Raw genomic sequence first — 22,301 nt, 5'->3', positions numbered from 1 at the left:
CGCCTCACCACGGGCGTAACGCTACGGGCTCCGCGGCCCGTTGGGGCGGACCAGCACGCCCTGGAGCCCGTCTAAGATGCGCCCCATGAGTTATGGGCAGGGGGGCTCTCAGCAACAGTGGGATCCCTGGAAACCGCATTCTCAGCAGCCCTGGAACAGCGGCAGCTCCGGCCAGTCCCCCGACTGGGCCGCGCTCGCCGAGGCCTCCGAGGCCCGCGCCAGGCGGCGACGGCTGCTGTTCATAGGCGGCGGCGCGCTCGCGACCATCGCGATAGGCACGGCGGTGGCGCTGGCCGTGGTCTCCGCCGGCGGCGGCAACGAGACCGCGGGCGGCCCGTCCTCCCAGCTGCCCGGCGCCGCCGACATACCGAGCGCGACCGGCACGGTGCCGTCGTTCGCACCCACCAGTGCGCCGCCACCGCTGGACCCGAAGGACTTCATCTCCGACGTCAAGAAGGACCGGGCGCCGCTCGGGCCCGACATCCTCTTCCCCGGCACCCAGCTCACCATGGGTGAGACGGTGTACAAGAAGGGGCCCACGGCGGACACCCGCAACTGCGCGTCGGCCGCGAAGGCGACGCTGCCCAAGGTGCTCACCGACAACGACTGCACCCGCCTGATGCGCGTCAGCTACACCAAGGACAACGTGGCGGTGACGGTCGGCGTGGCGGTCTTCGACACCGAGGCGCAGGCGCTCAAGGCCAAGAAGCAGGCCGACAAGAAGAGCATCATCAAGTCCCTGGCGGGCGGCGGGGTCAAGGAGTTCTGCGACGGCGCGGTGTGCCGTTCCACCATCAACTCCTACGGCCGTTACGCCTACTTCACCCTGGCCGGCTTCACCAACGGCAAGGACGTGACGACCAAGGACAAGGTCGTCTTCTCGACCGGCGACGACCTCGCCGAGTTCACATTCCGTCAGATCCGCCGCCGGGGCGAGGCCCAGGCGTCGGCAGCGGCGAACGAGTAGCCGCGCACGAGCAGGCGCGCACGAGCAGGCGCACCGAGGGCCGGCCCCGCCCCGACGGGGACGGAAACCGGCCCTCACGCCTCTCCGAAGCGCTCACCGGAGACCACCTCAGGAGCCCCCGGAGATTTCAGCAGCAGCCCCGCGGCGGCAGCGTCCGCTTGTTGCGGGCCTCCTTGCTGCGCGCGGCCAGCAGTTCGTCCGCCGGGTAGCCGACCTCCTCCAGGGTCAGCCCGTGCGGCCGCACCACATGCACGGCCGAGTCCCGTACGCCCGCGTCCAGGACCTTGCGGGGCCAGTCCGGCGGCCGGTGCCCGTCCCCCACGAACAGCAGCGCCCCGATCAGCGAGCGCACCATGTTGTGGCAGAAGGCGTCCGCCCGCACGGTGGCGGTGATGATGCCGTCGTCGCCGCGCACCAGGCTCAGTTCCTGCAGGGTGCGGATGGTGGTGGCGCCCTCCCGCCGCTTGCAGTAGGCGGCGAAGTCGTGCTCGCCGAGCAGCCCGCGGGCGGCCTCGTTCATGGCGTCCACGTCGAGCGGCCAGTCGTGCCAGAGGACGTGGTTGCGCAGCAGCGGGTCGACGCCTCCGGGGTTGTCGGTGACCCGGTAGGCGTAGCGGCGCCAGATGGCCGAGAACCGCGCGTTGAAGCCGCTGGGGGCCTCGCGCAGGGCCCACACCCGCACGTCCCTGGGCAGCCGCCCGGCGAGGCGCTTGAGCAGCTTCTCGTGGTGCTCGCGCCACACGCTCTCGGGCAGGTCGACATGGGCCACCTGTCCCCGGGCGTGCACTCCGGCGTCGGTGCGTCCGGCGACGGTCAGCTCGTAGGTCTCCCGGGACCGGGTGACGGTCCGCAGCGCGTCCTCGATCTCCCCCTGCACGGTCCGCCGCCCCCCGGCCTGCTTGGCCCAGCCGGAGAAGTCGGTCCCGTCGTAGGACAGGTCGAGACGAATACGGACGTGTCCAGGCGCTACTTCATCACTCACGTACGAATTCTCTCAGGAGCAGCGAAGCGGGCCCGCTCCGGAAACCGGAGCGGGCCCGCCACTGGAATCGAAGAACCCTTACGCGTCCTTCGACTCCTCGGCCGACTCCTCGGCGGCGGGCGCCTCGTCGGACTTGGCCTCGGTGGTGGCCTCCTCCTTCTTGAGGGCGTCCTCCTTGACCGCACGCTTGGTGGCGGCCTCGGCCTCGCCGACCGCCTTCTGCTGCACCGTCAGCGCCTCGACCAGCTCGATCACGGCCATGGGCGCGTTGTCGCCACGGCGGTTACCGATCTTGGTGATGCGGGTGTAGCCACCTGGACGGTTCTCGTACCGCGGGCCGATCTCGGTGAAGAGCGTGTGCACGACGCTCTTGTCCGTGATGACCTGGAGCACCTGGCGGCGGTTGTGAAGGTCGCCCTTCTTCGCCTTGGTGATCAGGCGCTCGGCGTACGGCCGCAGACGGCGGGCCTTCGCCTCGGTGGTGGTGATGCGGCCGTGCTCGAACAGCGACTTCGCGAGGTTCGCGAGCATCAGCTTCTCGTGCGCGGCACTGCCGCCCAGACGGGCACCCTTGGTGGGCTTCGGCATCGTGTTTCTCCTAGGTGTCTGCCCCGGCCGTATCAGGTACCGGGGTCAGTATCCGAGCAGGCGGTCGCCTGTCGGAGATCCGGGCACAGGCCCCGAAAGGGGCCGTGCCCGGAAGGGGCGCGGGGAACTGCGCGATCAAGCACGGCGCACCCGCACCCGAGTACGGACCGGAAGTCCCGAGCTCTCAGTACTGCTCGGTCTCCACGAACCCGGAGTCCGCGTCGTCGTCCGTCCCGAAGGCGTCCGCGGCGGCGGTCGGGTCGAATCCGGGCGGGCTGTCCTTCAGGGCCAGGCCCATGCCGGCCAGCTTCGCCTTGACCTCGTCGATCGACTTCGCACCGAAGTTGCGGATGTCGAGGAGGTCGGCCTCGCTGCGCGCGACGAGTTCGCCCACGGAGTGGATGCCCTCGCGCTTGAGGCAGTTGTACGACCGGACGGTGAGCTCGAGCTCCTCGATCGGCAGCGCCAGGTCGGCGGCGAGGGCGGCGTCCGTCGGGGACGGACCCATGTCGATGCCCTCGGCGTCGATGTTCAGCTCGCGGGCGAGGCCGAACAGCTCGACCAGCGTCTTACCGGCGGAGGCCATGGCGTCGCGCGGACGCATCGCCTGCTTGGTCTCGACGTCGACGATCAGCTTGTCGAAGTCCGTGCGCTGCTCGACTCGGGTGGCCTCGACCTTGTAGGTGACCTTGAGCACCGGCGAGTAGATCGAGTCGACCGGGATCCGGCCGATCTCCTGGCCGACCTGCTTGTTCTGGACGGCGGAGACATAACCGCGGCCACGCTCGACCGTCAGCTCCATCTCCAGCTTGCCCTTGCCGTTGAGGGTCGCCAGAACCAGGTCGGGGTTGTGCACCTCGACACCGGCGGGCGGCGCGATGTCGGCGGCGGTGACCAGACCCGGGCCCTGCTTGCGCAGGTACATCACCACGGGCTCGTCGTGCTCGGAGGAGACGACCAGCTGCTTGATGTTGAGGATCAGGTCGGTGACGTCCTCCTTGACGCCCGGCACGGTGGTGAACTCGTGCAGGACACCGTCGATCCGGATGCTGGTGACAGCCGCACCGGGGATCGACGACAGGAGGGTACGGCGCAGGGAGTTGCCGAGGGTGTAACCGAAGCCCGGCTCCAGCGGCTCGATCACGAACCGGGAGCGGAACTCGTCGACGACCTCTTCGGTCAACGAGGGACGCTGAGCGATCAGCATGTGTGGATCAGATCCTTCATTCGTGGGCGACCGCTATATGACGCCCGACGGAAACCGCACCGGTGACAGATGCGGGTACTGCAAGGGTAACGGGCGATACGGCCGATATGACTCGGCCGTACCGCCCGGAACCACGGACCGTGACGACGCGCACGTCCTGCGCGACGGCGACGATCACCCCCGCACCGGCGGGGAGGATCCTCGCGTCGGGTCAGACGCGGCGGCGCTTCGGCGGCCGGCAGCCGTTGTGCGGGGTCGGGGTGACGTCCTGGATGGAGCCGACCTCGAGGCCCGTGGCCTGCAGGGACCGGATGGCGGTCTCACGACCGGAGCCCGGGCCCTTGACGAACACGTCGACCTTGCGCATGCCGTGCTCCTGGGCGCGGCGGGCGGCCGACTCGGCGGCCATCTGCGCGGCGAACGGCGTGGACTTCCTGGAGCCCTTGAAGCCGACGTGGCCGGCGGAGGCCCAGGAGATCACGTTGCCGCTCGGGTCGGTGATCGAAACGATGGTGTTGTTGAACGTGCTCTTGATGTGGGCGTGGCCGTGAGCGACGTTCTTCTTTTCCTTGCGGCGCACCTTCTTGGTCGCGCCCTGACGTCCCTTGGGGGGCATCTGTACTCCTACGGGAGGTGGTCGGTCCTACAGCGAAGACCGCTGGACGGCGAAGTCCGCTGAGGACTACTTCTTGCCCGGCTTCTTCTTGCCGGCGATGGCGCGACGCGGGCCCTTGCGGGTACGCGCGTTGGTGCTGGTGCGCTGACCGCGGACGGGCAGACCGCGACGGTGACGCAGACCCTGGTAGGTGCCGATCTCGACCTTGCGGCGGATGTCGGCCTGGATCTCGCGACGGAGGTCACCCTCGGTCTTGATGTTGTTGTCGACGTACTCGCGGATGGCGACCAGCTGCTCTTCGGTCAGGTCGCGGACGCGGGTGTTGGGGTCGACGCCGGTCGCCGCCAGCGTCTGCTTCGAAAGGGTCCGGCCGATGCCGAACACGTAGGTGAGGGCGATCTCCACGCGCTTGTCGCGCGGGATGTCAACACCGGAAACGCGTGCCATTCAATGGCTCCAGTTGGTTGTCGGAGGTCTTCCACAGGACCGGCTCCCAGCCGCCGTACCAGGTACGAACTGGGTCCCCGGCCTCCGAACCGGGGGTGTCGAGCCGCGTGCGGCTCGGGCCCTGCGTATGTACATATTCAGCTCGCGTCGCGCGAATCTCTGCGGAAGGCAGAGGGCAGGTCGTGCGTCAGCCCTGGCGCTGCTTGTGGCGCGGGTTGTCGCAGATGACCATGACCCGGCCGTGACGGCGGATCACCCTGCACTTGTCGCAGATCTTCTTGACGCTCGGCTTGACCTTCATGGGATGTGAGGTTCTCCGGGTCAGTTGCCGGCGGCCCCGCTGACGCGGGACGTGGGCAAGATCTACTTGTAGCGGTAGACGATCCGGCCACGCGTCAGGTCGTACGGAGACAGCTCCACCACGACCCGGTCGTCAGGGAGGATGCGGATGTAGTGCATACGCATCTTGCCGCTGATGTGTGCCAGGACCTGGTGGCCGTTCTGGAGCTCGACCTTGAACATGGCGTTCGGCAGAGACTCGACGACAGTGCCCTCGATCTCGATGGCACCTTGCTTCTTGGCCACGCTTCGCCCTTCGAATCGACTACCTTGATCGACTCCTGCGAGCACCGCTTGAGTGCATGCGGACATGCGGGTGCACCAGAGCCGACGAGTCAGTCTACGTCAGCGCACCCGGAAAGACGAATCGGGGAAGTCTGCCCCACCCGGCTGATCCTTAACCGAGCGGATCGGGGGCGGCCGTGATGCCGTACTCGGCGAGCTTGGCCTTGCCGCCGTCGGGCGCGGTCAGGACCAGCGGGCCCTGCTCGGTGAGGGCGACGGAGTGCTCCCAGTGCGAGGACCAGGTGCCGTCCGTGGTCACCACGGTCCACTCGTCCTCCAGGACGACCGTCTTCGGTGTGCCCAGGCTCACCATCGGCTCGATGGCCAGGCAGAAGCCGGGGACCAGTTTGGGGCCCTTGCCCCGGCGCCGGTCGACGTAGTTCAGCAGGTGCGGGTCCATGTGCATCTCGGTGCCGATGCCGTGGCCGCCGTAGTCCTCGATGATCCCGTAGCGGCCGCCGCCGGGCTTGGGCTGGCGGCGGATGTAGGTCTCGATGGCGCGGGAGATGTCGACCAGGCGGTTGCCCTGCTTCATCGCCGCGATGCCGGCCCACATCGACTCCTCGGTGACGCGGGACAGCTCGATCAGCTCCGGAGCGTGACCGGAGCCGACGAACGCCGTGTACGCGGCGTCGCCGTGCCAGCCGTCGACGATCGCGCCGCAGTCGATGGAGATGATGTCCCCGTCCTTGAGGACGACGTCGTCGGAGGGGATGCCGTGCACCACGACCTCGTTCACCGAGGTGCAGATGGTGGCCGGGAAACCGCCGTAGCCGAGGAAGTTCGGCTTGGCGTTGTGCTCCGCGAGCACCTTCCGGGCGACCTGGTCCAGATCCTTGGTGGTCGCCCCGGGGACGGCCGCCTCCCGGGTGGCCGCGTGGATAGCAGCGACGACCAGCCCCGCCTCGCGCATCTTGGCGATCTGCTCAGGGCTCTTGATCTGCACCATGGGGGCTACGGCCTTTCTGGACCGGAAGAGAGTCTGTCGTCACCAACGATACGGGCACCCGCACGGGCGAAGCCCGCGTCCACGGCCCCTTGGGGCGCCCCGCGGCGCCCCCTGCCCCCGCCACGCCGCAGCCGCGGCCCGCCGTGAGCGGACCGCGGCTGCAACGAGCGCGGAGCGTTTCTACTTGTCGCGCTTGAGCGCCTCCAGCGCCTCCAGCGCGCGCTCGGTGACCTCGTCCACCGCGCCGAGCGCCGAGATCGTCACCACGAGGCCCTGTGCCTTGTAGTAGTCGATGATCGGCTCGGTCTGCGTGTGGTAGACCTCCAGGCGCGTGCGCACCGTCTCCTCGGTGTCGTCGTCGCGCTGGTACAGCCCACCGCCGCAGACGTCGCACACGCCCTCCTTCTTGGGCGGGCTGTACGACACGTGGAACACATGGCTGGAGTCCTTGCGGCAGATCCGCCGTCCGGCGATCCGCTTGACGACCTCGTCCTCGGGGGCTTCCAGGTCGAGGACCGCGTCCAGCTGGATGCTCTCGGTCTTCAGCAGTTCGTCCAGTGCTTCGGCCTGCGACACATTGCGGGGGAAGCCGTCCAGCAGGAAGCCGCACTCTGCGTCGGGCTGTTCCATGCGGTCCTTGGCCATGGCGATGGTGACCTCGTCCGGAACGAGGTTGCCGGCGTCCATATAGGACTTCGCGAGCTTGCCCAGCTCGGTCTGCCGGCTGATGTTGGCCCGGAACAGGTCACCGGTGGAAATGTGCGGGATGCGCAGCTTCTCGGCAAGGCGGGTGGCCTGCGTACCCTTTCCAGCACCCGGCGGCCCGACGAGGACGATTCGCATCAGCGGAGGAACCCTTCGTAATTGCGCTGCTGGAGCTGGCTCTCGATCTGCTTCACGGTCTCGAGACCCACACCCACGATGATCAGGATGCTGGTCCCTCCGAACACGAAGTTCTGGTTTGCCCCAAAACCAGCCAACGCCATTGTCGGCACGAGAGCGATCAGGCCCAGGTACAGCGAACCCGGCCAGGTGATCCGGTTGAGTACATAGCTGAGGTACTCAGCGGTCGGTCGGCCAGCCCGGATGCCCGGGATGAAGCCACCATACTTCTTCATGTTGTCGGCGACTTCTTCGGGGTTGAAGGAGATGGCCACGTAGAAGAAGGCGAAGAAGACGATCAGGAGGAAGTACAGCGTCACGTGGATGGGCGCATCCGTCGCGACCAGGTTCTTCTCGATCCAGGTCTTCCAGCCCGCGTTCCCGCTGGAGAACTGGGCGATCAGCGCCGGGATGTAGAGCAGGGACGACGCGAAGATGACCGGAATCACACCGGCCTGGTTCACCTTCAGCGGGATGTAGGTGGACGTACCACCGTAGGAACGGCGGCCGATCATGCGCTTGGCGTACTGGACCGGGATGCGGCGCTGGGCCTGCTCCACGAAGACCACCAGGCCGACCATGACGAAGCCCACCAGCATGACCGTGCCGAACTCGATCCAGCCGTCGGCCAGGCTGCCCTGCTCCTTGATGGCCCACAGGGAGGAGGGGAAGGTCGCGGCGATCGAGATGAACATCAGGATCGACATGCCGTTGCCGATGCCGCGGTCGGTGATGAGCTCACCGAGCCACATCACCAGGGCGGTACCGGCGGTCATGGTGATAACCATGGTGATGGTGACGAAGATCGACTGGTCCGGGACGATCTGGCTCGCGACCGGGCAGCCCGAGAAGAGCGCGCCGCTGCGGGCGGTGGCCACCAGACCCGTTCCCTGGAGAATCGCGAGCGCCACCGTCAGGTAGCGCGTGTACTGCGTGATCTTCGCCGTACCGGCCTGGCCCTCCTTCTTCAGGGCTTCCAGGCGCGGGATCACCACGGTCAGCAGCTGCAGGATGATGCTCGCCGTGATGTACGGCATGATGCCCAGCGCGAAGATCGTGATCTGGAGCAGCGCGCCACCGCTGAACATGTTGACCAGACCGAACAGGCCCTGGTTGGCCTCGGCCGCGTCGATACAGGTCTGGACGTTGCGGTAGTCGACACCTGGGATCGGGATGTGCGTACCGACCCGGTACACCACGATGATGCCGAGCGTGAAGAGCAGCTTCTTGCGCAGGTCGGGCGTCTTGAACGCCCGGGCGAACGCGGTGAGCACGGTGCCTCCTGCGACCCCCCGCGCAACTGCGTCAAGGGTGACGGTCTTGAGATTCCGACTAAGGACGAATACGTAACGGTCAACTGCCGCCCCGAGTGCCCCGCAAGAGGCGCCCGGGAAAAGAGGGCAGTGCAGGTCACCTTACCGGCGAGACTGCCGCCCTAGGAACGACCGACCGGGGATGCCCCATTTGTGGGGCATCCCCGGTCGGGATCGCTCAGGTCATCAAGACGCCTGATGGGTTCAGACGAGCTCGGTGACGGTACCGCCGGCGGCGGTGATCTTCTCCTTGGCGGAGCCGGAGACGGCGTCGACCGTCACCTGCAGCGCCACAGAGATCTCGCCCTGGCCGAGCACCTTGACGAGCGCGTTCTTGCGAACGGCACCCTTGGCCACCAGGTCCTCGACGGTGACCTCGCCACCCTCGGGGTAGAGGGCGGCCAGCTTGTCGAGGTTCACGACCTGGTACTCGGTCTTGAACGGGTTCTTGAAGCCCTTCAGCTTCGGGAGGCGCATGTGCAGCGGCATCTGGCCGCCCTCGAAGCGCTCCGGAACCTGGTAGCGGGCCTTCGTACCCTTCGTACCACGACCGGCCGTCTTACCCTTCGACGCCTCACCACGACCGACACGGGTCTTGGCGGTCTTGGCGCCCGGGGCGGGACGGAGGTTGTGGATCTTCAGCGGGTTCTGCTCCGCCATGATCAGTCGACCTCCTCGACCGTCACGAGGTGGCGGACGGTGTGCACCATGCCGCGGAACTCGGGGCGGTCCTCCTTGACGACCACGTCGTTGACCTTCTTCAGGCCAAGCGAACGCAGGGTGTCACGGTGGTTCTGCTTGCTGCCGATGTAGGACTTGACCTGCGTGATCTTCAGCTGCGCCATGATTACGCACCCACCCCGGCACGCGCACGCAGCAGAGCCGCGGGGGCGACGTCCTCGAGCGGCAGACCGCGGCGGGCCGCGATCTCCTCGGGACGCTGCAGGCCCTTCAGGGCCTCCACGGTCGCGTGCACGATGTTGATGGCGTTGTCGGAGCCGAGCGACTTCGACAGCACGTCGTGGATACCGGCGCACTCGAGCACGGCACGCACCGGGCCACCGGCGATCACACCGGTACCGGGCGAGGCGGGCTTGAGCAGCACGACGCCGGCAGCCTTCTCACCCTGGATCGGGTGCGGAATGGTGCCCTGGATCCGGGGGACCTTGAAGAAGTGCTTCTTGGCCTCCTCAACGCCCTTGGCGATGGCGGCCGGCACCTCCTTGGCCTTGCCGTATCCGACACCCACGGTGCCGTCACCGTCGCCCACCACGACCAGCGCGGTGAAGCTGAAGCGACGACCACCCTTCACAACCTTGGCGACGCGGTTGATCGCGACGACGCGCTCGACGTACGCGGTCTTCTCGGCGGCAGCAGCGCCGCCGTCACGGCCCTTCCGGTCCCGCCGCTCGCCGCCACCGGCACCGCTTCCGCGGCGCTGGGGTCCAGCCATTGGATTACCTCTCTCTTTCCGCTAGCTACAAGCGGCTCAGAACTTGAGCCCGGCTTCGCGGGCGGCGTCGGCCAGGGCGGCGATGCGCCCGGCGTACTGGTTGCCACCACGGTCGAACACGACGGCCTCGACACCGGCGGCCTTGGCACGCTCGGCGACCAGGGCGCCGACCTGCTTGGCCTGCGCGGACTTGTCGCCCTCGCCACCGCGGATCGACGCGTCCAGGGAGGACGCCGACGCCAGGGTGTGCCCCTTCAGGTCGTCGATCACCTGCGCCACGATGTGGCGGTTGGAACGAGTCACGACCAGGCGAGGACGCTCGGGGGTGCCGGCGACCTTCTTGCGGATCCGGATGTGACGACGCTTGACAGCAGCACGCTTGTAGGCGTCGCCCTTGAGGATCTTCTGCCCGTATGCCATGGCTTACTTACCCGCCTTTCCGACCTTGCGGCGGATGACTTCGCCCTCGTACTTGACGCCCTTGGCCTTGTACGGGTCGGGCTTGCGCAGCTTGCGGATGTTGGCCGCAACCTCGCCGACCTTCTGCTTGTCGATGCCCTCGACCGAGAACCGGGTCGGGGACTCCACCTTGAAGGTGATGCCCTCGGGGGCCTCGACCGTGATCGGGTGGCTGTAGCCGAGGGAGAACTCCAGGTTCGAACCCTTGGCGACAACGCGGTAACCGACACCGCTGATCTCGAGCTTCTTCACGTAACCCTGGGTCACGCCGGTGATCATGTTCGCCACCAGCGTGCGGGACAGGCCGTGAAGGGCCTTGCTCTGACGCTCGTCGTTGGGGCGGGTGACGTTGATCACGCCGTCCTCGCCCTTGGCGATCTCGATCGGCGCCGCGACGGTGTGGGTCAGCGTGCCCTTGGGGCCCTTGACCGTGACCGTCTGGCCGTCGATGGTGACGTCCACGCCGGCGGGAACCGCGATGGGGAGCTTGCCGATACGCGACACAGCTGTTTCCTCCGTTCCCTTCTGCTACCAGACGTAGGCGAGGACTTCCCCACCCACGCCCTTCTTGCCGGCCTGCTTGTCGGTGAGGAGCCCGTGCGACGTGGAGATGATCGCCACGCCGAGGCCACCCAGCACCTTCGGCAGGTTGGTGGACTTCGCGTACACCCGGAGACCGGGCTTGGAGATCCGCTTGATGCCCGCGATGGAGCGCTCACGGTTCGGGCCGAACTTCAGGTCGATGACGAGGTTCTTGCCGACCTCGGCGTCCTCGACGCGCCAGCCCGTGATGAAGCCCTCCTGCTGGAGGATCTCCGCGATGTGCGACTTGATCTTGGAGTGCGGCATCGACACCGAGTCGTGGTACGCCGCGTTCGCGTTCCGCAGACGCGTCAGCATGTCTGCGATCGGATCAGTCATGGTCATGAATTGGCCTTCGGCCTCTCTCGCCGGGGTTTCCTGGTGCGCCATCCCTCTCCCCGATCCGAGACGGGACGGGTGCGGCGCGGTGGACCTACGGCGTAGTAAGTCGTACGGGCGTCAGGGCACCCAACCCTCCTAGCCTAAGCCATGGAGGGGTGGGCCCCTGACCGAACCCTCTGCTTACCGAGAGCCCTGAAATCCCTGATTACCGGGATTACCAGGAGCTCTTGGTCACGCCCGGCAGCTCGCCGCGGTGAGCCATCTCACGAAGGCACACGCGGCAGAGGCCGAACTTGCGGTACACGGAGTGCGGGCGGCCGCAGCGCTGGCAGCGGGTGTACGCACGCACACCGAACTTGGGCTTGCGAGCAGCCTTTGCGATCAGAGCCTTCTTCGCCATCTCGCTCACGCCTCCTTGAACGGGAAGCCGAGGTGACGGAGAAGGGCACGGCCCTCTTCGTCGTTGGTCGCCGTGGTCACCACGGTGATGTCCATACCCCGGACGCGGTCGATCTTGTCCTGGTCGATCTCGTGGAACATGACCTGCTCCGTGAGACCGAAGGTGTAGTTGCCACGGCCGTCGAACTGCTTGGGGGACAGGCCGCGGAAGTCGCGGATGCGCGGCAGCGCGAGCGACAGGGTGCGGTCCAGGAACTCCCACATGCGGTCGCCACGGAGCGTGACATGGGCACCGATCGGCTGCCCCTCACGCAGCTTGAACTGCGCGATGGACTTGCGGGCCTTGGTGACGGCCGGCTTCTGACCGGTGATCGTGGCGAGGTCGCGGATGGCGCCCTCGATCAGCTTGGAGTCGCGGGCGGCGTCGCCCACACCCATGTTGACCACGATCTTGACGAGGTTCGGCACCTGCATGACGTTCTCGTACTTGAACTCGTCACGCAGCTTGCCGACGATCTCCTCGCGGTACTTCGTCTTCAGGCGCGGAGTGGTGGTGGTCGTCATCAGATGTCCTCACCCGTCCGCTTGGCAACGCGGATCTTGTTGCCCTCTTCGTCGAAGCGGTAGCCGACGCGGGTCACGACCTTCTTGCCGTCCTTCTCGACGACAAGCTGGACGTTGGACACGTGGATCGGCGCCTCGGTGGTCACGATGCCACCGGCCTGCGAACCGCGAGCCGTCGGACCGGCCTTGGTGTGCTTCTTGACCCGGTTGACACCCTCGACCAGGACACGCTGCTCGCGCGGGTAAGCGGCAATGACCTTGCCCTGCTTGCCCTTGTCCTTGCCGGTGATGACCTGGACCAGGTCGCCCTTCTTGATCTTCATGCTCACAGCACCTCCGGCGCGAGGGAGATGATCTTCATGAACTTCTTCTCGCGCAGCTCACGGCCGACGGGGCCGAAGATACGGGTGCCACGAGGGTCGCCGTCGTTCTTGAGGATGACGGCGGCGTTCTCGTCGAAGCGGATGTACGAGCCGTCCGGACGGCGGCGCTCCTTGACGGTGCGAACGATGACCGCCTTGACGACGTCACCCTTCTTCACGTTGCCACCGGGGATCGCGTCCTTGACGGTGGCGACGATGACGTCACCGATACCCGCGTAGCGGCGACCGGAGCCACCGAGCACACGGATGCAGAGGATCTCCTTCGCACCCGTGTTGTCGGCGACACGCAGTCGCGACTCCTGCTGGATCACGTCTATCTCCTGAATGTCTGCCGGTTCCCCGGGAGCCGCTCACGCGAGCGGCTCCCGGAGCCTGGCGGAACTGTCCTGCGGGGTTTGCCCCGCAGGCGTATTTGCTGGATTTCGCTTGCGCGAAATACCTACTTGGCCTTCTCGAGGATCTCGACGACGCGCCAGCGCTTGGTCGCGGACAGCGGCCGGGTCTCCATCAGGAGGACGCGGTCGCCGACACCCGCGGCGTTCTGCTCGTCGTGCGCCTTGAGCTTGTTGGTACGGCGGATGACCTTGCCGTACAGCGCGTGCTTCACGCGGTCCTCGACGGCGACGACGACGGTCTTGTCCATCTTGTCGCTGACGACCAGACCCTCACGGGTCTTGCGGAATCCGCGTGCTTCCTTGTTCTCAGTCACGTTGCTCTCGCTCATCAGGCGTTCTCCACCGTCTCGATGCCGAGCTCACGCTCACGCATGAGGGTGTAGATCCGGGCGATGTCCTTGCGGACCGCCTTGAGACGGCCGTGGTTCTCGAGCTGACCCGTGGCCGCCTGGAAGCGGAGGTTGAACAGCTCTTCCTTGGCCTCGCGGAGCTTCGCGAGAAGCTCCTCGTTGCCCAGCTCGCGCAGCTCGGACGCCTTGGTACCGGCCGACATCACGCTTCACCTGCCTCGCGCTTGACGATCCGGCACTTCATCGGCAGCTTGTGGGCCGCACGAGTCAGCGCCTCACGGGCGATCTTCTCGTTGGGGTACGACAGCTCGAACATGACGCGTCCGGGCTTGACGTTGGCCACCCACCACTCCGGAGAACCCTTACCGGAACCCATGCGGGTCTCGGCCGGCTTCTTGGTGAGCGGGCGGTCCGGGTAGATGTTGATCCAGACCTTGCCGCCACGCTTGATGTGACGGGTCATGGCGATACGAGCCGCCTCGATCTGGCGGTTCGTGACATAGGCCGGGGTCAGCGCCTGGATGCCGTACTCGCCGAACGCAACCTGCGTGCCACCCTTGGACAGGCCGGTGCGCTTGGGGTGGTGCTGCTTGCGGTGCTTGACCCTACGGGGGATCAGCATGTCGGTCAGGCCTCCGTTCCGGTGCTCTCAGCCGGAGCGGCGGCGGGCGCCTCGGCCTTGGGAGCCTCGGCGGCCGGAGCCTGCTGCTGCGGCTTGCGACCGCGCCGCTCGCCACCGCGGCCACGGGCCGGGCGGTCGGAGCCGCCGCGGGCCGGGCGGTTGCCCGCACGGGCGGCAGCGTTCTCGGCGCGGACCTCGGCGATGTTCTTGACGTCGCCCTTGTAGATCCAGACCTTCACACCGATGCGGCCGAAGGTCGTCTTGGCCTCGAAGAAGCCGTAGTCCACGTTCGCGCGGAGCGTGTGCAGGGGCACGCGGCCCTCGCGGTAGAACTCCGAGCGGGACATCTCGGCGCCGCCGAGGCGGCCACCGCACTGGATCTTGATGCCCTTGGCGCCGGCCTTCATCGCGGACTGCATGCTCTTGCGCATGGCCCGGCGGAAGGAGACGCGGGAGGAGAGCTGCTCGGCGACGGCCTGGGCCACGAGCTGAGCGTCGGTCTCGGGGTTCTTGACCTCGAGGATGTTCAGCTGGACCTGCTTGCCGGTGAGCTTCTCGAGGTCGCCGCGGATGCGGTCGGCCTCGGCACCACGGCGGCCGATGACGATGCCCGGACGAGCGGTGTGGATGTCCACACGCACACGGTCACGGGTGCGCTCGATCTCGACCTTGGAGATGCCGGCGCGCTCCATGCCGGACGTCATCATCCGGCGGATGGCGACGTCTTCCTTGACGTAGTCCTTGTACAGCTTGTCGGCGTACCAACGCGACTTGAAGTCGGTCGTGACACCGAGCCGGAACCCGTGCGGGTTTACCTTCTGGCCCATTACCGGGTTCCTTCCTTGCTGCTGACGACCACGGTGATGTGGCTGGTCCGCTTGCGGATCCGGTAGGCGCGGCCCTGGGCGCGCGGACGGAACCGCTTCAGGGTCGGGCCCTCGTCGACGTAGGCCTCGGAGACGTAGAGGCTGTCGATGTCCGTGTGGTCGTAGTTGTGCGCGGCGTTGGCAATGGCGCTGTCGAGCACCTTGCCCACCGGAACCGAGGCTGCCTGCGGAGCGAATCGCAGGACGGCCTGGGCCTCCGTGGCGTCCATGCCACGGATGAGGTCCACCACACGGCGGGCCTTCATGGGCGTGACGCGGATGTACCGCGCCTGGGCCCTGGCTTCCATGGTTGTCCTTCCAGTTACTTACGTGTCTGTTGCGATCCGCGCCTAGCGGCGCTTCGACTTCCGGTCTTCCTTGACGTGGCCCCGGAAGGTGCGGGTCGGCGAGAACTCGCCGAGCTTGTGGCCGACCATCGACTCGGTGATGAACACCGGGATGTGGGTCTTGCCGTTGTGCACCGCGATCGTGTGGCCGAGCATCGCCGGGACGATCATGGAGCGGCGGGACCAGGTCTTGATGACGTTCTTGGTACCGGCTTCGTTCTGGGCGTCCACCTTCTTCATCAGGTGGTCGTCGACGAAGGGTCCCTTCTTCAAGCTACGAGGCATCTCAACCCGTCCTTAGCGCTTCTTGTTCGTCTTGCGGCGGCGGACGATGTACTTGTTCGACGCCTTCTTGGGCGAACGAGTACGGCCTTCCTTCTTGCCCCACGGGGACACGGGGTGGCGGCCACCGGAGGTGCGGCCCTCACCACCACCGTGCGGGTGGTCGACCGGGTTCATGACGACACCGCGGACGGTCGGGCGGACGCCCAGCCACCGCTTGCGGCCGGCCTTGCCCCAGTTGATGTTGCTCTGCTCGGCGTTGCCGACCTCGCCGACAGTGGCGCGGCAGCGGACGTCGACCAGGCGGATCTCGCCGGACGGCATGCGCAGGTGGGCCATGGAGCCCTCCTTCGCGAGCAGCTGCACCGAGGCGCCGGCGGAGCGGGCGAACTTGGCGCCGCCGCCGGGACGCAGCTCGATGGCGTGCAGCGTCGTACCGACCGGGATGTTGCGCAGGGCGAGGTTGTTGCCCGGCTTGATGTCGGCCCCGGGGCCGTTCTCCACGCGGTCGCCCTGGTTCAGGCCACGCGGCGCGAGGATGTAGCGCTTCTCGCCGTCCGCGTAGTGCAGGAGCGCGATGCGCGCGGTGCGGTTGGGGTCGTACTCGATGTGCGCGACCTTCGCCGGCACGCCGTCCTTGTCGTGACGACGGAAGTCGATCACGCGGTAGGCGCGCTTGTGGCCACCGCCCTGGTGGCGGACGGTCACACGACCGGAATTGTTACGGCCGCCCTTGCTGTGCAGGGGACGGACCAGCGACTTCTCCGGCGTGGACCGCGTGACCTCGACGAAGTCGGCGACGCTGGAGCCACGACGGCCCGGAGTCGTCGGCTTGTACTTGCGGATACCCATTGTCTCTCAGTCCTCGGAAGAATTCCGAAATCTGGACGATCCCGCCCGCTTACGCGGTCGGACCGCCGAAGATGTCGATACGGTCGCCCTCGGCGAGGGTCACGATCGCGCGCTTGGTGGCGGCACGCTGGCCGAAGCCCGCGCGGGTCCGCTTGCGCTTGCCGACGCGGTTGATCGTGTTGACCCCGGTGACCTTGACCGAGAAGACCGACTGCACGGCCTCCTTGATCTGGGTCTTGTTGGCACGCGGGTCGACGAGGAACGTGTACTTGTTCTCGTCGATGAGCGCGTAGCTCTTCTCGGACACCACCGGCTTCAGCAGCACGTCACGGGGGTCCGTGTACGCCTTGCTGGCCGGGGTGACGACGGTGTTCTTGCCCTCGGTGGCGTGACGGCGGGCCTTGGCGACGCGCGCAGCCTTGGCCGCCTTGGCGGCCTTCGAGGCGATCGAGGGGTGACGGGCAGCCATCAGACCTCGCTCCCTTCGTTGTCGTTGGCCTTGTTCGGGCCGGCGACGAAGGACTCGAAAGCGGCCTTGGTGAAGACCACGTCGTCCGAGACGAGAACGTCGTACGTGTTCAGCTGGCCCGGCTCCAGGATGTGCACCTGGGGCAGGTTGCGGGCGGACAGCCACGCGAGCTCGTCGGAGCGGTCGGCGACCAGGAGCAGGTTCTTGCGCTCGCTGATCTTGCCGAACAGGCTCTTCGCGGCCTTCGTGGACGGCTTGTCGCCCTCGATCACGCCGGTGACGACGTGGATGCGGTTGTGACGCGCCCGGTCGGTGAGGGCGTGACGCAGAGCGGCAGCCTTCATCTTCTTCGGGGTGCGCTGCGAGTAGTCGCGCGGCACGGGGCCGTGGACCACGCCACCGCCGGCGAACTGCGGCGCACGCGTCGAACCCTGGCGGGCGCGGCCGGTGCCCTTCTGGCGGTACGGCTTCTTGCCACCGCCGCGGACCTCGCCGCGCGTCTTCGTCTTGTGGGTGCCCTGGCGGGCAGCGGCCAGCTGCGCGACGACGACCTGGTGGATCAGCGGAACGCTGACCTTCTCAACGCCGAAGATCTCCGCGGGGAGCTCGACGGTACCGGCCTTGTCGCCCGCCGGCGAAAGGATGTCAACAGTGCTCATCGGTTACCTCAGGCCCCCTTGGCCGCGGTGCGGACCAGGACGAGGCCGCCGTTCGGACCGGGAACCGCGCCCTTGATGAGCAGCAGACCCTTCTCCGCGTCAACGGCGTGGACGGTCAGGTTCTGGGTGGTGACCCGCTCGTTGCCCATGCGACCCGCCATGCGGAGGCCCTTGAACACACGGCCCGGGGTGGCGCAGCCACCGATGGAACCGGGCGAGCGGTGCTTGCGCTGGGTGCCGTGCCCGGCACCGAGGCCACCGAAGTTGTGACGCTTCATGACACCGGCGAAGCCCTTGCCCTTGCTCTTGCCGGTCACGTCGACCTTGGTGCCGGCCTCGAACACCTCGGCGGTGATCTCCTGGCCCAGCGTGTACTCGGAGGCGTCCGACGTGCGGATCTCGACGAGGTGACGACGGGGGGTGACGTCGGCCTTGGCGAAGTGGCCCTTGAGGGGCTTGTTCACCTTGCGCGGGTCGATCTCGCCGAAGGCGATCTGGACGGACTCGTAGCCGTCGGTGTCGTTCGTACGGATCTGGGTGACGACGTTGGGCCCGGCCTTGACGACGGTGACGGGAACAACGCGGTTGTTCTCGTCCCACACCTGCGTCATGCCGAGCTTCTCGCCCAGGATGCCCTTGATCTGCTTAGCCATCTCTCAGATCACCAGGCCTCAGAGCTTGATCTCGATGTCGACACCGGCCGGGAGGTCGAGTCGCATCAGAGAGTCAACGGTCTTGGGGGTCGGGTCGAGGATGTCGATCAGGCGCTTGTGCGTGCGCATCTCGAAGTGCTCGCGCGAGTCCTTGTACTTGTGCGGCGACTTGATGACGCAGTACACGTTCTTCTCAGTGGGCAGCGGCACCGGGCCCGCGACCGACGCACCAGTGCGGGTCACCGTCTCGACGATCTTCTTCGCCGAGGAGTCGATGACCTCGTGGTCGTAGGCCTTGAGCCGGATGCGGATCTTCTGTCCCGCCATGGCTACTTCGTAGTCCTGTCTCTCTTCACGCTCTGGAACCCGGCGTTCCAGCCCTTCTCCTCCGACCCACGCGGTCGGGCGTGTCGCGCTCCCGCTGACATGGATGTCCCTTGATCGAACATTCCTGCGGGAATGCACACGGCCCTACCGGAACCGCGGACCGGGGGCGACAGCGTCATGTGCTGACGCGGACCCGCCGGGTGCCTGGCCGGCGCCGCGCACACGCTTCCCGGAAGATTCCCGTACGTCCGCCCCTGATCAGGGACGACGAGTACTGTGGGACTCGCTTCCGGTCCTCCCGGCGGGAGGCGCGCAGCATCAACACTCGACCGAGCAACTCGGACAGTCTGCCATACGGGGCAGGGGCCTGGCCAATCGAGCGGAAGAGAGTACCCCGCGGGGGCCTCGGATCAAACAGGGTGGCGTCGGTCAGCGCCGTTTCGCAACCGCCGCGGCACCCCGGATCACTTTTTCACGACCGTGAGGACGACCACCGCGTCCTCCAGTGCCTCCAGCGCGTGGCGGGCCGGGGGGATCGCGATGAGATCGCCGGTGCGGCCCTCCCAGGCGGTGTCGCCGCTGGTCAGACGGACCCGGCCGCGCAGCACCAGCAGGGTGGCCTCGCCGGGGCTGTCGTGCTCGGAGAGCCCGGTGCCGGCGGTCAGCGCGAGCAGGGTCTGGCGCAGGGCGTGCTCATGGCCGCCGTAGACGGTGGTGGCGCTGCGGCCGGTGTCCGCCGCGGCGGCGCGCTCCAGATGTTCACGGGCCAGGGCGTCGAGTGAGAACTTCCGCATGCCTCAAGCCTCCGCCGCGCACGGGGCGCCCACCAGGGCCATCCGGGGCACATCGTGTCCTCCGCCACGATTCACTCCGACGGACGGTGCCCGGCCCCCGCCCCTCGCTCGAGCGCAGTCGAGAGTGGGGGAGGGTGGGCGCAGCGGCACCCCTGCAGCGGGGCTAGCGCAAACCCGCCCCCGCCCAGCACCCGAGCCGGGTGCACGCAGCCCTCAAATGACACCCTGCGCGAGCATCGCGTCCGCGACCCGCTCGAACCCGGCGATGTTGGCCCCGGTGACGTAATCGCCGGGCGCGCCATAGCGATCCGCGGTCTCCGCGCAGGTCGTGTAGATGTCCGTCATGATGCGCGCCAGCTCCGCCTCGACCCGCTCCGCCTTCCACGACGTCCGCGACGCGTTCTGCGTCATCTCCAGCGCACTCACCGCGACCCCACCCGCGTTCGCCGCCTTGCCGGGCCCGAACGCGACACCGGCCTCCCGGAACAGATCGACCGCCTCGGGCGTGGCCGGCATGTTGGCCCCCTCGGAAACCGCCTTCACCCCGTTGCGGATCAGCGCAGTGGCATCGGCCGCGTTCAGCTCGTTCTGCGTGGCCGAGGGAAGCGCCACGTCCGCCGGCACCTCCCAGACACGCCCGCCCGGCACGAACCGCGCCGAGCCGCCCCGGCGCTCGGCGTAGGCGCTCACCCGCCCGCGCTCCACCTCCTTGACCTGCCGCAGCAGCTGGACGTCTATGCCCTTCTCGTCGACGACATAGCCACTGGAGTCGGAGCAGGTGACGGGATTGGCACCGAGCGCGGCCAGCTTCTCGATGGTGTGGATCGCGACATTGCCGGAGCCGGAGACCACCGCGGTCTGCCCCTCCAGGTCCTCCCCGCGGGCCCGCAGCATGGCCTCGGCGAACAACACATTGCCGTACCCGGTGGCCTCGGGCCGGATCAGCGAGCCGCCCCAGCCGGCGGCCTTGCCGGTGAGCACGCCGCCCTCCCAGCGGTTGGTGATCCGCCGGTACTGGCCGAAGAGGTAGCCGATCTCGCGGGCGCCGACGCCGATGTCACCGGCCGGGATGTCGGTGTACTCGCCGATGTGCCGGTACAGCTCCGTCATGAAGGACTGGCAGAACCGCATCACCTCGGCGTCGCTGCGCCCCTGCGGGTCGAAGTCGCTGCCGCCCTTGCCGCCACCGATGCCGAGCCCGGTGAGCGCGTTCTTGAAGATCTGCTCGAAGCCGAGGAACTTGATGATCCCGAGGTTCACCGAGCGGTGGAAGCGCAGTCCGCCCTTGTACGGGCCGAGGGCGCTGTTGAACTCGACCCGGAAGCCCCGGTTGACGTGGACCCTGCCCTTGTCGTCCTGCCAGGGCACCCGGAAGATGATCTGCCGCTCGGGCTCGACGAGCCGCTCCACCAGCCCGGGCTCCGCGTACTCGGGCCGGGCCTCGAGCACGGGGGCGAGCGTCTGCAGCACCTCGCGTGCGGCCTGGTGGAACTCGGGCTCCGCCGGGTTGCGGCGCTCGATCTCGGCGCGCAGCCGGTCGAGCGAGGTGGAAACGCTGTGTGAGGCGGTTCGTGTCACTGCAGATTCCCTTCTGGCACGGCTGTTCCCGGTGAGGCATGCCCTGAGATACGCATGCGCACCGGTGGACGCTCGGCTTCGTTGCCGCGCGCAGACACACGGCCGCCTCCGGAAGGTCTCCGCAGAAGCGACCAACTCTCATTTTTGCACTTGCACAGATCCTGAGGCCAAAGGGGGTGGCGGGGGCCGGCTCAACGGACTCATTCTCTTCGACGCTCGACGCCTCGCGGCGATCATGTGAGCCACGCATGTCACTGCGCCCCGCGGCGATCCACGGGGCGCAGTGACATAGACATAGCGGCCGACACCTTCGGCAAGGTCCGGCTGCGGCTCAATCAGCGGCGCCCTCGAAGACCTCCGCCACCGACGCCGCCGTGATCGCCCGCGTGAACCAGACACTCAGCATGTCGAGATCCGAACACCCGAGGATCCGCTCCCGTGACTCCTCCGGCACCTCGACACCCCGATGGGCCAGCAGCACCAGGATGTCCTTCGCCCGGCCCTCGGCCCGGCCTTCGGCCCTGAGCTGCTGAGCGGTCTGCGACTGGAAGAACGAGAGGTCCACGGCCATGAGATGCCTCCAGAGATCAGCGGCCGGCGTCCTGCCGAGGCCTTGTTCAGTGAGCTCGATGAAGAAGACTGCGCTGTTCTCGTCCTCGGCCGATAAGCCTTTGAGTGCCTTTGCCAGCGCATTCAGTATGGCATCGGCCCCCTGGTCACGGCTGTGCAGCGCGGCTGACAGAACCGTGAGCGGAATGTCACGGGCGGCTTCGTCGGGACTGTCGATCACCGGGACGTCGTCCGGACCCAGAACGAGGGGGCGCAAGGTGAGCGAGGGCCACTGCCGGGGACCGATGTCGATCTGCCGGGCAGCCCACGCGGCCGTCCCCCGGTCTGCGCAGACGACCAGGAGAACTGGAGGAATGCGGTACTTGGCGTACGCGTACGAGAGGTAGTACGCCCAGCTCGCGGGCTTGCGCGGGTCCGGCTCGCCCTGTGACTCGACCGCGAGGAGAAAACTGCCGTCCTCGGTGTCCATCTGCAGCAGGGTGTCCACCCGGCGTTCCAGCGGCCGGGTCTCCGTCAGGTCGGTGGAGAGCTCGACCGTGGCGATGGGCGGGGGAAAGGCGGCGCCGAGGTTTCTGGCGACGCGGGCGAAGAGGCCCGGGTCCTCCTGGAAGATCCGGTGCAGGGCCTCATGGGATGAACTGACCACGGGGCCAAGCTACGGACGGATCGGCATACGCCGGGGGCACATGCCCGTCCTTCACGCGACCGAATGAACCGCGGGAAGGAGGGTTGACGCGACGGTCGGACGCACATGCGAAAGGGCCCGCACGACCGAAGTCG

General features: G+C 67.5%; 35 protein-coding genes. 1 reads left to right on the top strand and 34 read right to left on the bottom strand.

Annotated elements, in window-relative coordinates; genetic code table 11:
- Positions 1–85: 85 nt before the first annotated feature.
- Complete coding sequence (locus ABD198_RS02080) at positions 86–967, top strand: hypothetical protein (RefSeq protein WP_343997537.1); 882 nt, start codon at positions 86–88, stop codon at positions 965–967.
- A gap of 127 nt (positions 968–1,094) precedes the next feature.
- Here ABD198_RS02080 and truA read toward each other — a convergent pair whose 3' ends face one another.
- The 34 genes from truA to ABD198_RS01910 all read right to left on the bottom strand — a co-directional run bounded on the left by truA (position 1,095) and on the right by ABD198_RS01910 (position 22,167).
- The gene (gene truA, locus ABD198_RS02075) at positions 1,095–1,949 is read right to left on the bottom strand and encodes a tRNA pseudouridine(38-40) synthase TruA (protein ID WP_343997536.1); all 855 of its coding nucleotides are present in this window, start codon (positions 1,947–1,949) and stop codon (positions 1,095–1,097) included.
- Between the two features lie 78 nt (positions 1,950–2,027).
- Complete coding sequence (gene rplQ / locus ABD198_RS02070) at positions 2,028–2,537, bottom strand: 50S ribosomal protein L17 (RefSeq protein WP_343997534.1); 510 nt, start codon at positions 2,535–2,537, stop codon at positions 2,028–2,030.
- Positions 2,538–2,721: 184 nt separating this feature from the next.
- Positions 2,722–3,744, bottom strand: a complete 1,023-nt coding sequence (locus ABD198_RS02065; protein ID WP_167991148.1) for a DNA-directed RNA polymerase subunit alpha — start codon at positions 3,742–3,744, stop codon at positions 2,722–2,724.
- Positions 3,745–3,955: 211 nt separating this feature from the next.
- The gene (gene rpsK / locus ABD198_RS02060; protein WP_125496499.1) at positions 3,956–4,360 is read right to left on the bottom strand and encodes a 30S ribosomal protein S11; all 405 of its coding nucleotides are present in this window, start codon (positions 4,358–4,360) and stop codon (positions 3,956–3,958) included.
- Between the two features lie 66 nt (positions 4,361–4,426).
- Positions 4,427–4,807, bottom strand: a complete 381-nt coding sequence (gene rpsM, locus ABD198_RS02055) for a 30S ribosomal protein S13 (RefSeq protein ID WP_167991146.1) — start codon at positions 4,805–4,807, stop codon at positions 4,427–4,429.
- A 187-nt stretch (positions 4,808–4,994) separates the two neighbouring features.
- Positions 4,995–5,108, bottom strand: coding sequence for a 50S ribosomal protein L36 (rpmJ, locus tag ABD198_RS02050; protein ID WP_003974245.1), 114 nt, complete (start codon positions 5,106–5,108; stop codon positions 4,995–4,997).
- A gap of 62 nt (positions 5,109–5,170) precedes the next feature.
- Positions 5,171–5,392, bottom strand: coding sequence for a translation initiation factor IF-1 (infA, locus tag ABD198_RS02045; RefSeq protein ID WP_003948620.1), 222 nt, complete (start codon positions 5,390–5,392; stop codon positions 5,171–5,173).
- Between the two features lie 151 nt (positions 5,393–5,543).
- Positions 5,544–6,380 (bottom strand): type I methionyl aminopeptidase, encoded by an 837-nt coding sequence (gene map, locus ABD198_RS02040; protein WP_167991145.1) that lies wholly within the window; start codon positions 6,378–6,380, stop codon positions 5,544–5,546.
- A gap of 180 nt (positions 6,381–6,560) precedes the next feature.
- Complete coding sequence (locus ABD198_RS02035) at positions 6,561–7,223, bottom strand: adenylate kinase (RefSeq protein WP_343997533.1); 663 nt, start codon at positions 7,221–7,223, stop codon at positions 6,561–6,563.
- Complete coding sequence (secY, locus tag ABD198_RS02030) at positions 7,223–8,536, bottom strand: preprotein translocase subunit SecY (RefSeq protein ID WP_343997532.1); 1,314 nt, start codon at positions 8,534–8,536, stop codon at positions 7,223–7,225. The genes ABD198_RS02035 and secY overlap by 1 nt, the downstream gene beginning before the upstream one ends.
- A gap of 243 nt (positions 8,537–8,779) precedes the next feature.
- Positions 8,780–9,235 (bottom strand): 50S ribosomal protein L15, encoded by a 456-nt coding sequence (gene rplO / locus ABD198_RS02025; protein WP_167991139.1) that lies wholly within the window; start codon positions 9,233–9,235, stop codon positions 8,780–8,782.
- Positions 9,236–9,237: 2 nt separating this feature from the next.
- Positions 9,238–9,420: a 50S ribosomal protein L30 gene (gene rpmD, locus ABD198_RS02020; RefSeq protein WP_004984515.1), complete on the bottom strand. Its 183-nt coding sequence runs from the start codon at positions 9,418–9,420 to the stop codon at positions 9,238–9,240.
- 2 nt (positions 9,421–9,422) lie between these two features.
- Positions 9,423–10,028 (bottom strand): 30S ribosomal protein S5, encoded by a 606-nt coding sequence (gene rpsE, locus ABD198_RS02015; protein WP_014674381.1) that lies wholly within the window; start codon positions 10,026–10,028, stop codon positions 9,423–9,425.
- 36 nt (positions 10,029–10,064) lie between these two features.
- Positions 10,065–10,448 (bottom strand): 50S ribosomal protein L18, encoded by a 384-nt coding sequence (gene rplR, locus ABD198_RS02010; protein ID WP_343997531.1) that lies wholly within the window; start codon positions 10,446–10,448, stop codon positions 10,065–10,067.
- A 3-nt stretch (positions 10,449–10,451) separates the two neighbouring features.
- Entirely contained in the window at positions 10,452–10,991 is a 540-nt protein-coding gene (rplF, locus tag ABD198_RS02005; protein WP_167991134.1) for a 50S ribosomal protein L6, read from the bottom strand.
- Between the two features lie 24 nt (positions 10,992–11,015).
- Positions 11,016–11,414 (bottom strand): 30S ribosomal protein S8, encoded by a 399-nt coding sequence (gene rpsH / locus ABD198_RS02000; protein ID WP_167991133.1) that lies wholly within the window; start codon positions 11,412–11,414, stop codon positions 11,016–11,018.
- Positions 11,415–11,625: 211 nt separating this feature from the next.
- A complete protein-coding gene (locus ABD198_RS01995; protein WP_003956452.1) occupies positions 11,626–11,811 on the bottom strand; it encodes a type Z 30S ribosomal protein S14 in 186 nt (61 codons plus the stop codon).
- Between the two features lie 5 nt (positions 11,812–11,816).
- Complete coding sequence (gene rplE / locus ABD198_RS01990) at positions 11,817–12,374, bottom strand: 50S ribosomal protein L5 (RefSeq protein ID WP_343997529.1); 558 nt, start codon at positions 12,372–12,374, stop codon at positions 11,817–11,819.
- Positions 12,374–12,697, bottom strand: a complete 324-nt coding sequence (gene rplX / locus ABD198_RS01985; protein WP_167991129.1) for a 50S ribosomal protein L24 — start codon at positions 12,695–12,697, stop codon at positions 12,374–12,376. Before rplX ends, rplE begins: the two co-directional genes overlap by 1 nt.
- 2 nt (positions 12,698–12,699) lie before the next feature.
- Positions 12,700–13,068, bottom strand: coding sequence for a 50S ribosomal protein L14 (gene rplN / locus ABD198_RS01980; RefSeq protein ID WP_003998823.1), 369 nt, complete (start codon positions 13,066–13,068; stop codon positions 12,700–12,702).
- A 128-nt stretch (positions 13,069–13,196) separates the two neighbouring features.
- Positions 13,197–13,481 carry a 30S ribosomal protein S17 gene (rpsQ, locus tag ABD198_RS01975; protein ID WP_039656223.1) on the bottom strand — a complete coding sequence of 95 codons (285 nt, stop codon included), beginning with the start codon at positions 13,479–13,481 and terminating at the stop codon, positions 13,197–13,199.
- Positions 13,481–13,705 carry a 50S ribosomal protein L29 gene (gene rpmC / locus ABD198_RS01970; protein ID WP_007494763.1) on the bottom strand — a complete coding sequence of 75 codons (225 nt, stop codon included), beginning with the start codon at positions 13,703–13,705 and terminating at the stop codon, positions 13,481–13,483. Before rpmC ends, rpsQ begins: the two co-directional genes overlap by 1 nt.
- Positions 13,705–14,124: a 50S ribosomal protein L16 gene (rplP, locus tag ABD198_RS01965; RefSeq protein ID WP_125496511.1), complete on the bottom strand. Its 420-nt coding sequence runs from the start codon at positions 14,122–14,124 to the stop codon at positions 13,705–13,707. Before rplP ends, rpmC begins: the two co-directional genes overlap by 1 nt.
- A gap of 5 nt (positions 14,125–14,129) precedes the next feature.
- Positions 14,130–14,951, bottom strand: a complete 822-nt coding sequence (rpsC, locus tag ABD198_RS01960) for a 30S ribosomal protein S3 (protein WP_343997528.1) — start codon at positions 14,949–14,951, stop codon at positions 14,130–14,132.
- Positions 14,951–15,298, bottom strand: coding sequence for a 50S ribosomal protein L22 (gene rplV, locus ABD198_RS01955; protein ID WP_343997526.1), 348 nt, complete (start codon positions 15,296–15,298; stop codon positions 14,951–14,953). The genes rpsC and rplV overlap by 1 nt, the downstream gene beginning before the upstream one ends.
- 42 nt (positions 15,299–15,340) lie before the next feature.
- Positions 15,341–15,622 (bottom strand): 30S ribosomal protein S19, encoded by a 282-nt coding sequence (gene rpsS / locus ABD198_RS01950; protein WP_125496514.1) that lies wholly within the window; start codon positions 15,620–15,622, stop codon positions 15,341–15,343.
- Between the two features lie 12 nt (positions 15,623–15,634).
- Positions 15,635–16,471: a 50S ribosomal protein L2 gene (gene rplB / locus ABD198_RS01945; protein ID WP_167991126.1), complete on the bottom strand. Its 837-nt coding sequence runs from the start codon at positions 16,469–16,471 to the stop codon at positions 15,635–15,637.
- 49 nt (positions 16,472–16,520) lie between these two features.
- Positions 16,521–16,940, bottom strand: a complete 420-nt coding sequence (rplW, locus tag ABD198_RS01940; RefSeq protein ID WP_343997525.1) for a 50S ribosomal protein L23 — start codon at positions 16,938–16,940, stop codon at positions 16,521–16,523.
- The gene (rplD, locus tag ABD198_RS01935; protein WP_343997524.1) at positions 16,940–17,599 is read right to left on the bottom strand and encodes a 50S ribosomal protein L4; all 660 of its coding nucleotides are present in this window, start codon (positions 17,597–17,599) and stop codon (positions 16,940–16,942) included. Before rplD ends, rplW begins: the two co-directional genes overlap by 1 nt.
- An 8-nt stretch (positions 17,600–17,607) precedes the next feature.
- Positions 17,608–18,252: a 50S ribosomal protein L3 gene (gene rplC, locus ABD198_RS01930; protein WP_343997523.1), complete on the bottom strand. Its 645-nt coding sequence runs from the start codon at positions 18,250–18,252 to the stop codon at positions 17,608–17,610.
- 18 nt (positions 18,253–18,270) lie between these two features.
- The gene (gene rpsJ / locus ABD198_RS01925; RefSeq protein WP_003948644.1) at positions 18,271–18,579 is read right to left on the bottom strand and encodes a 30S ribosomal protein S10; all 309 of its coding nucleotides are present in this window, start codon (positions 18,577–18,579) and stop codon (positions 18,271–18,273) included.
- A gap of 464 nt (positions 18,580–19,043) precedes the next feature.
- Positions 19,044–19,373, bottom strand: a complete 330-nt coding sequence (locus ABD198_RS01920; RefSeq protein WP_343997522.1) for a cupin domain-containing protein — start codon at positions 19,371–19,373, stop codon at positions 19,044–19,046.
- Positions 19,374–19,586: 213 nt separating this feature from the next.
- Positions 19,587–20,951: an NADP-specific glutamate dehydrogenase gene (gene gdhA, locus ABD198_RS01915; RefSeq protein ID WP_343997521.1), complete on the bottom strand. Its 1,365-nt coding sequence runs from the start codon at positions 20,949–20,951 to the stop codon at positions 19,587–19,589.
- A 331-nt stretch (positions 20,952–21,282) separates the two neighbouring features.
- Positions 21,283–22,167, bottom strand: a complete 885-nt coding sequence (locus tag ABD198_RS01910; protein ID WP_343997520.1) for an RpnC/YadD family protein — start codon at positions 22,165–22,167, stop codon at positions 21,283–21,285.
- Positions 22,168–22,301: the final 134 nt, after the last annotated feature.

The organism is Streptomyces thermocarboxydovorans (assembly GCF_039524635.1).
GTDB classification, from domain to species: domain Bacteria; phylum Actinomycetota; class Actinomycetes; order Streptomycetales; family Streptomycetaceae; genus Streptomyces; species Streptomyces thermocarboxydovorans.
Note: the sequence above shows the minus strand (reverse complement) of the source record. Positions and strands in the feature narration are given on the sequence as shown.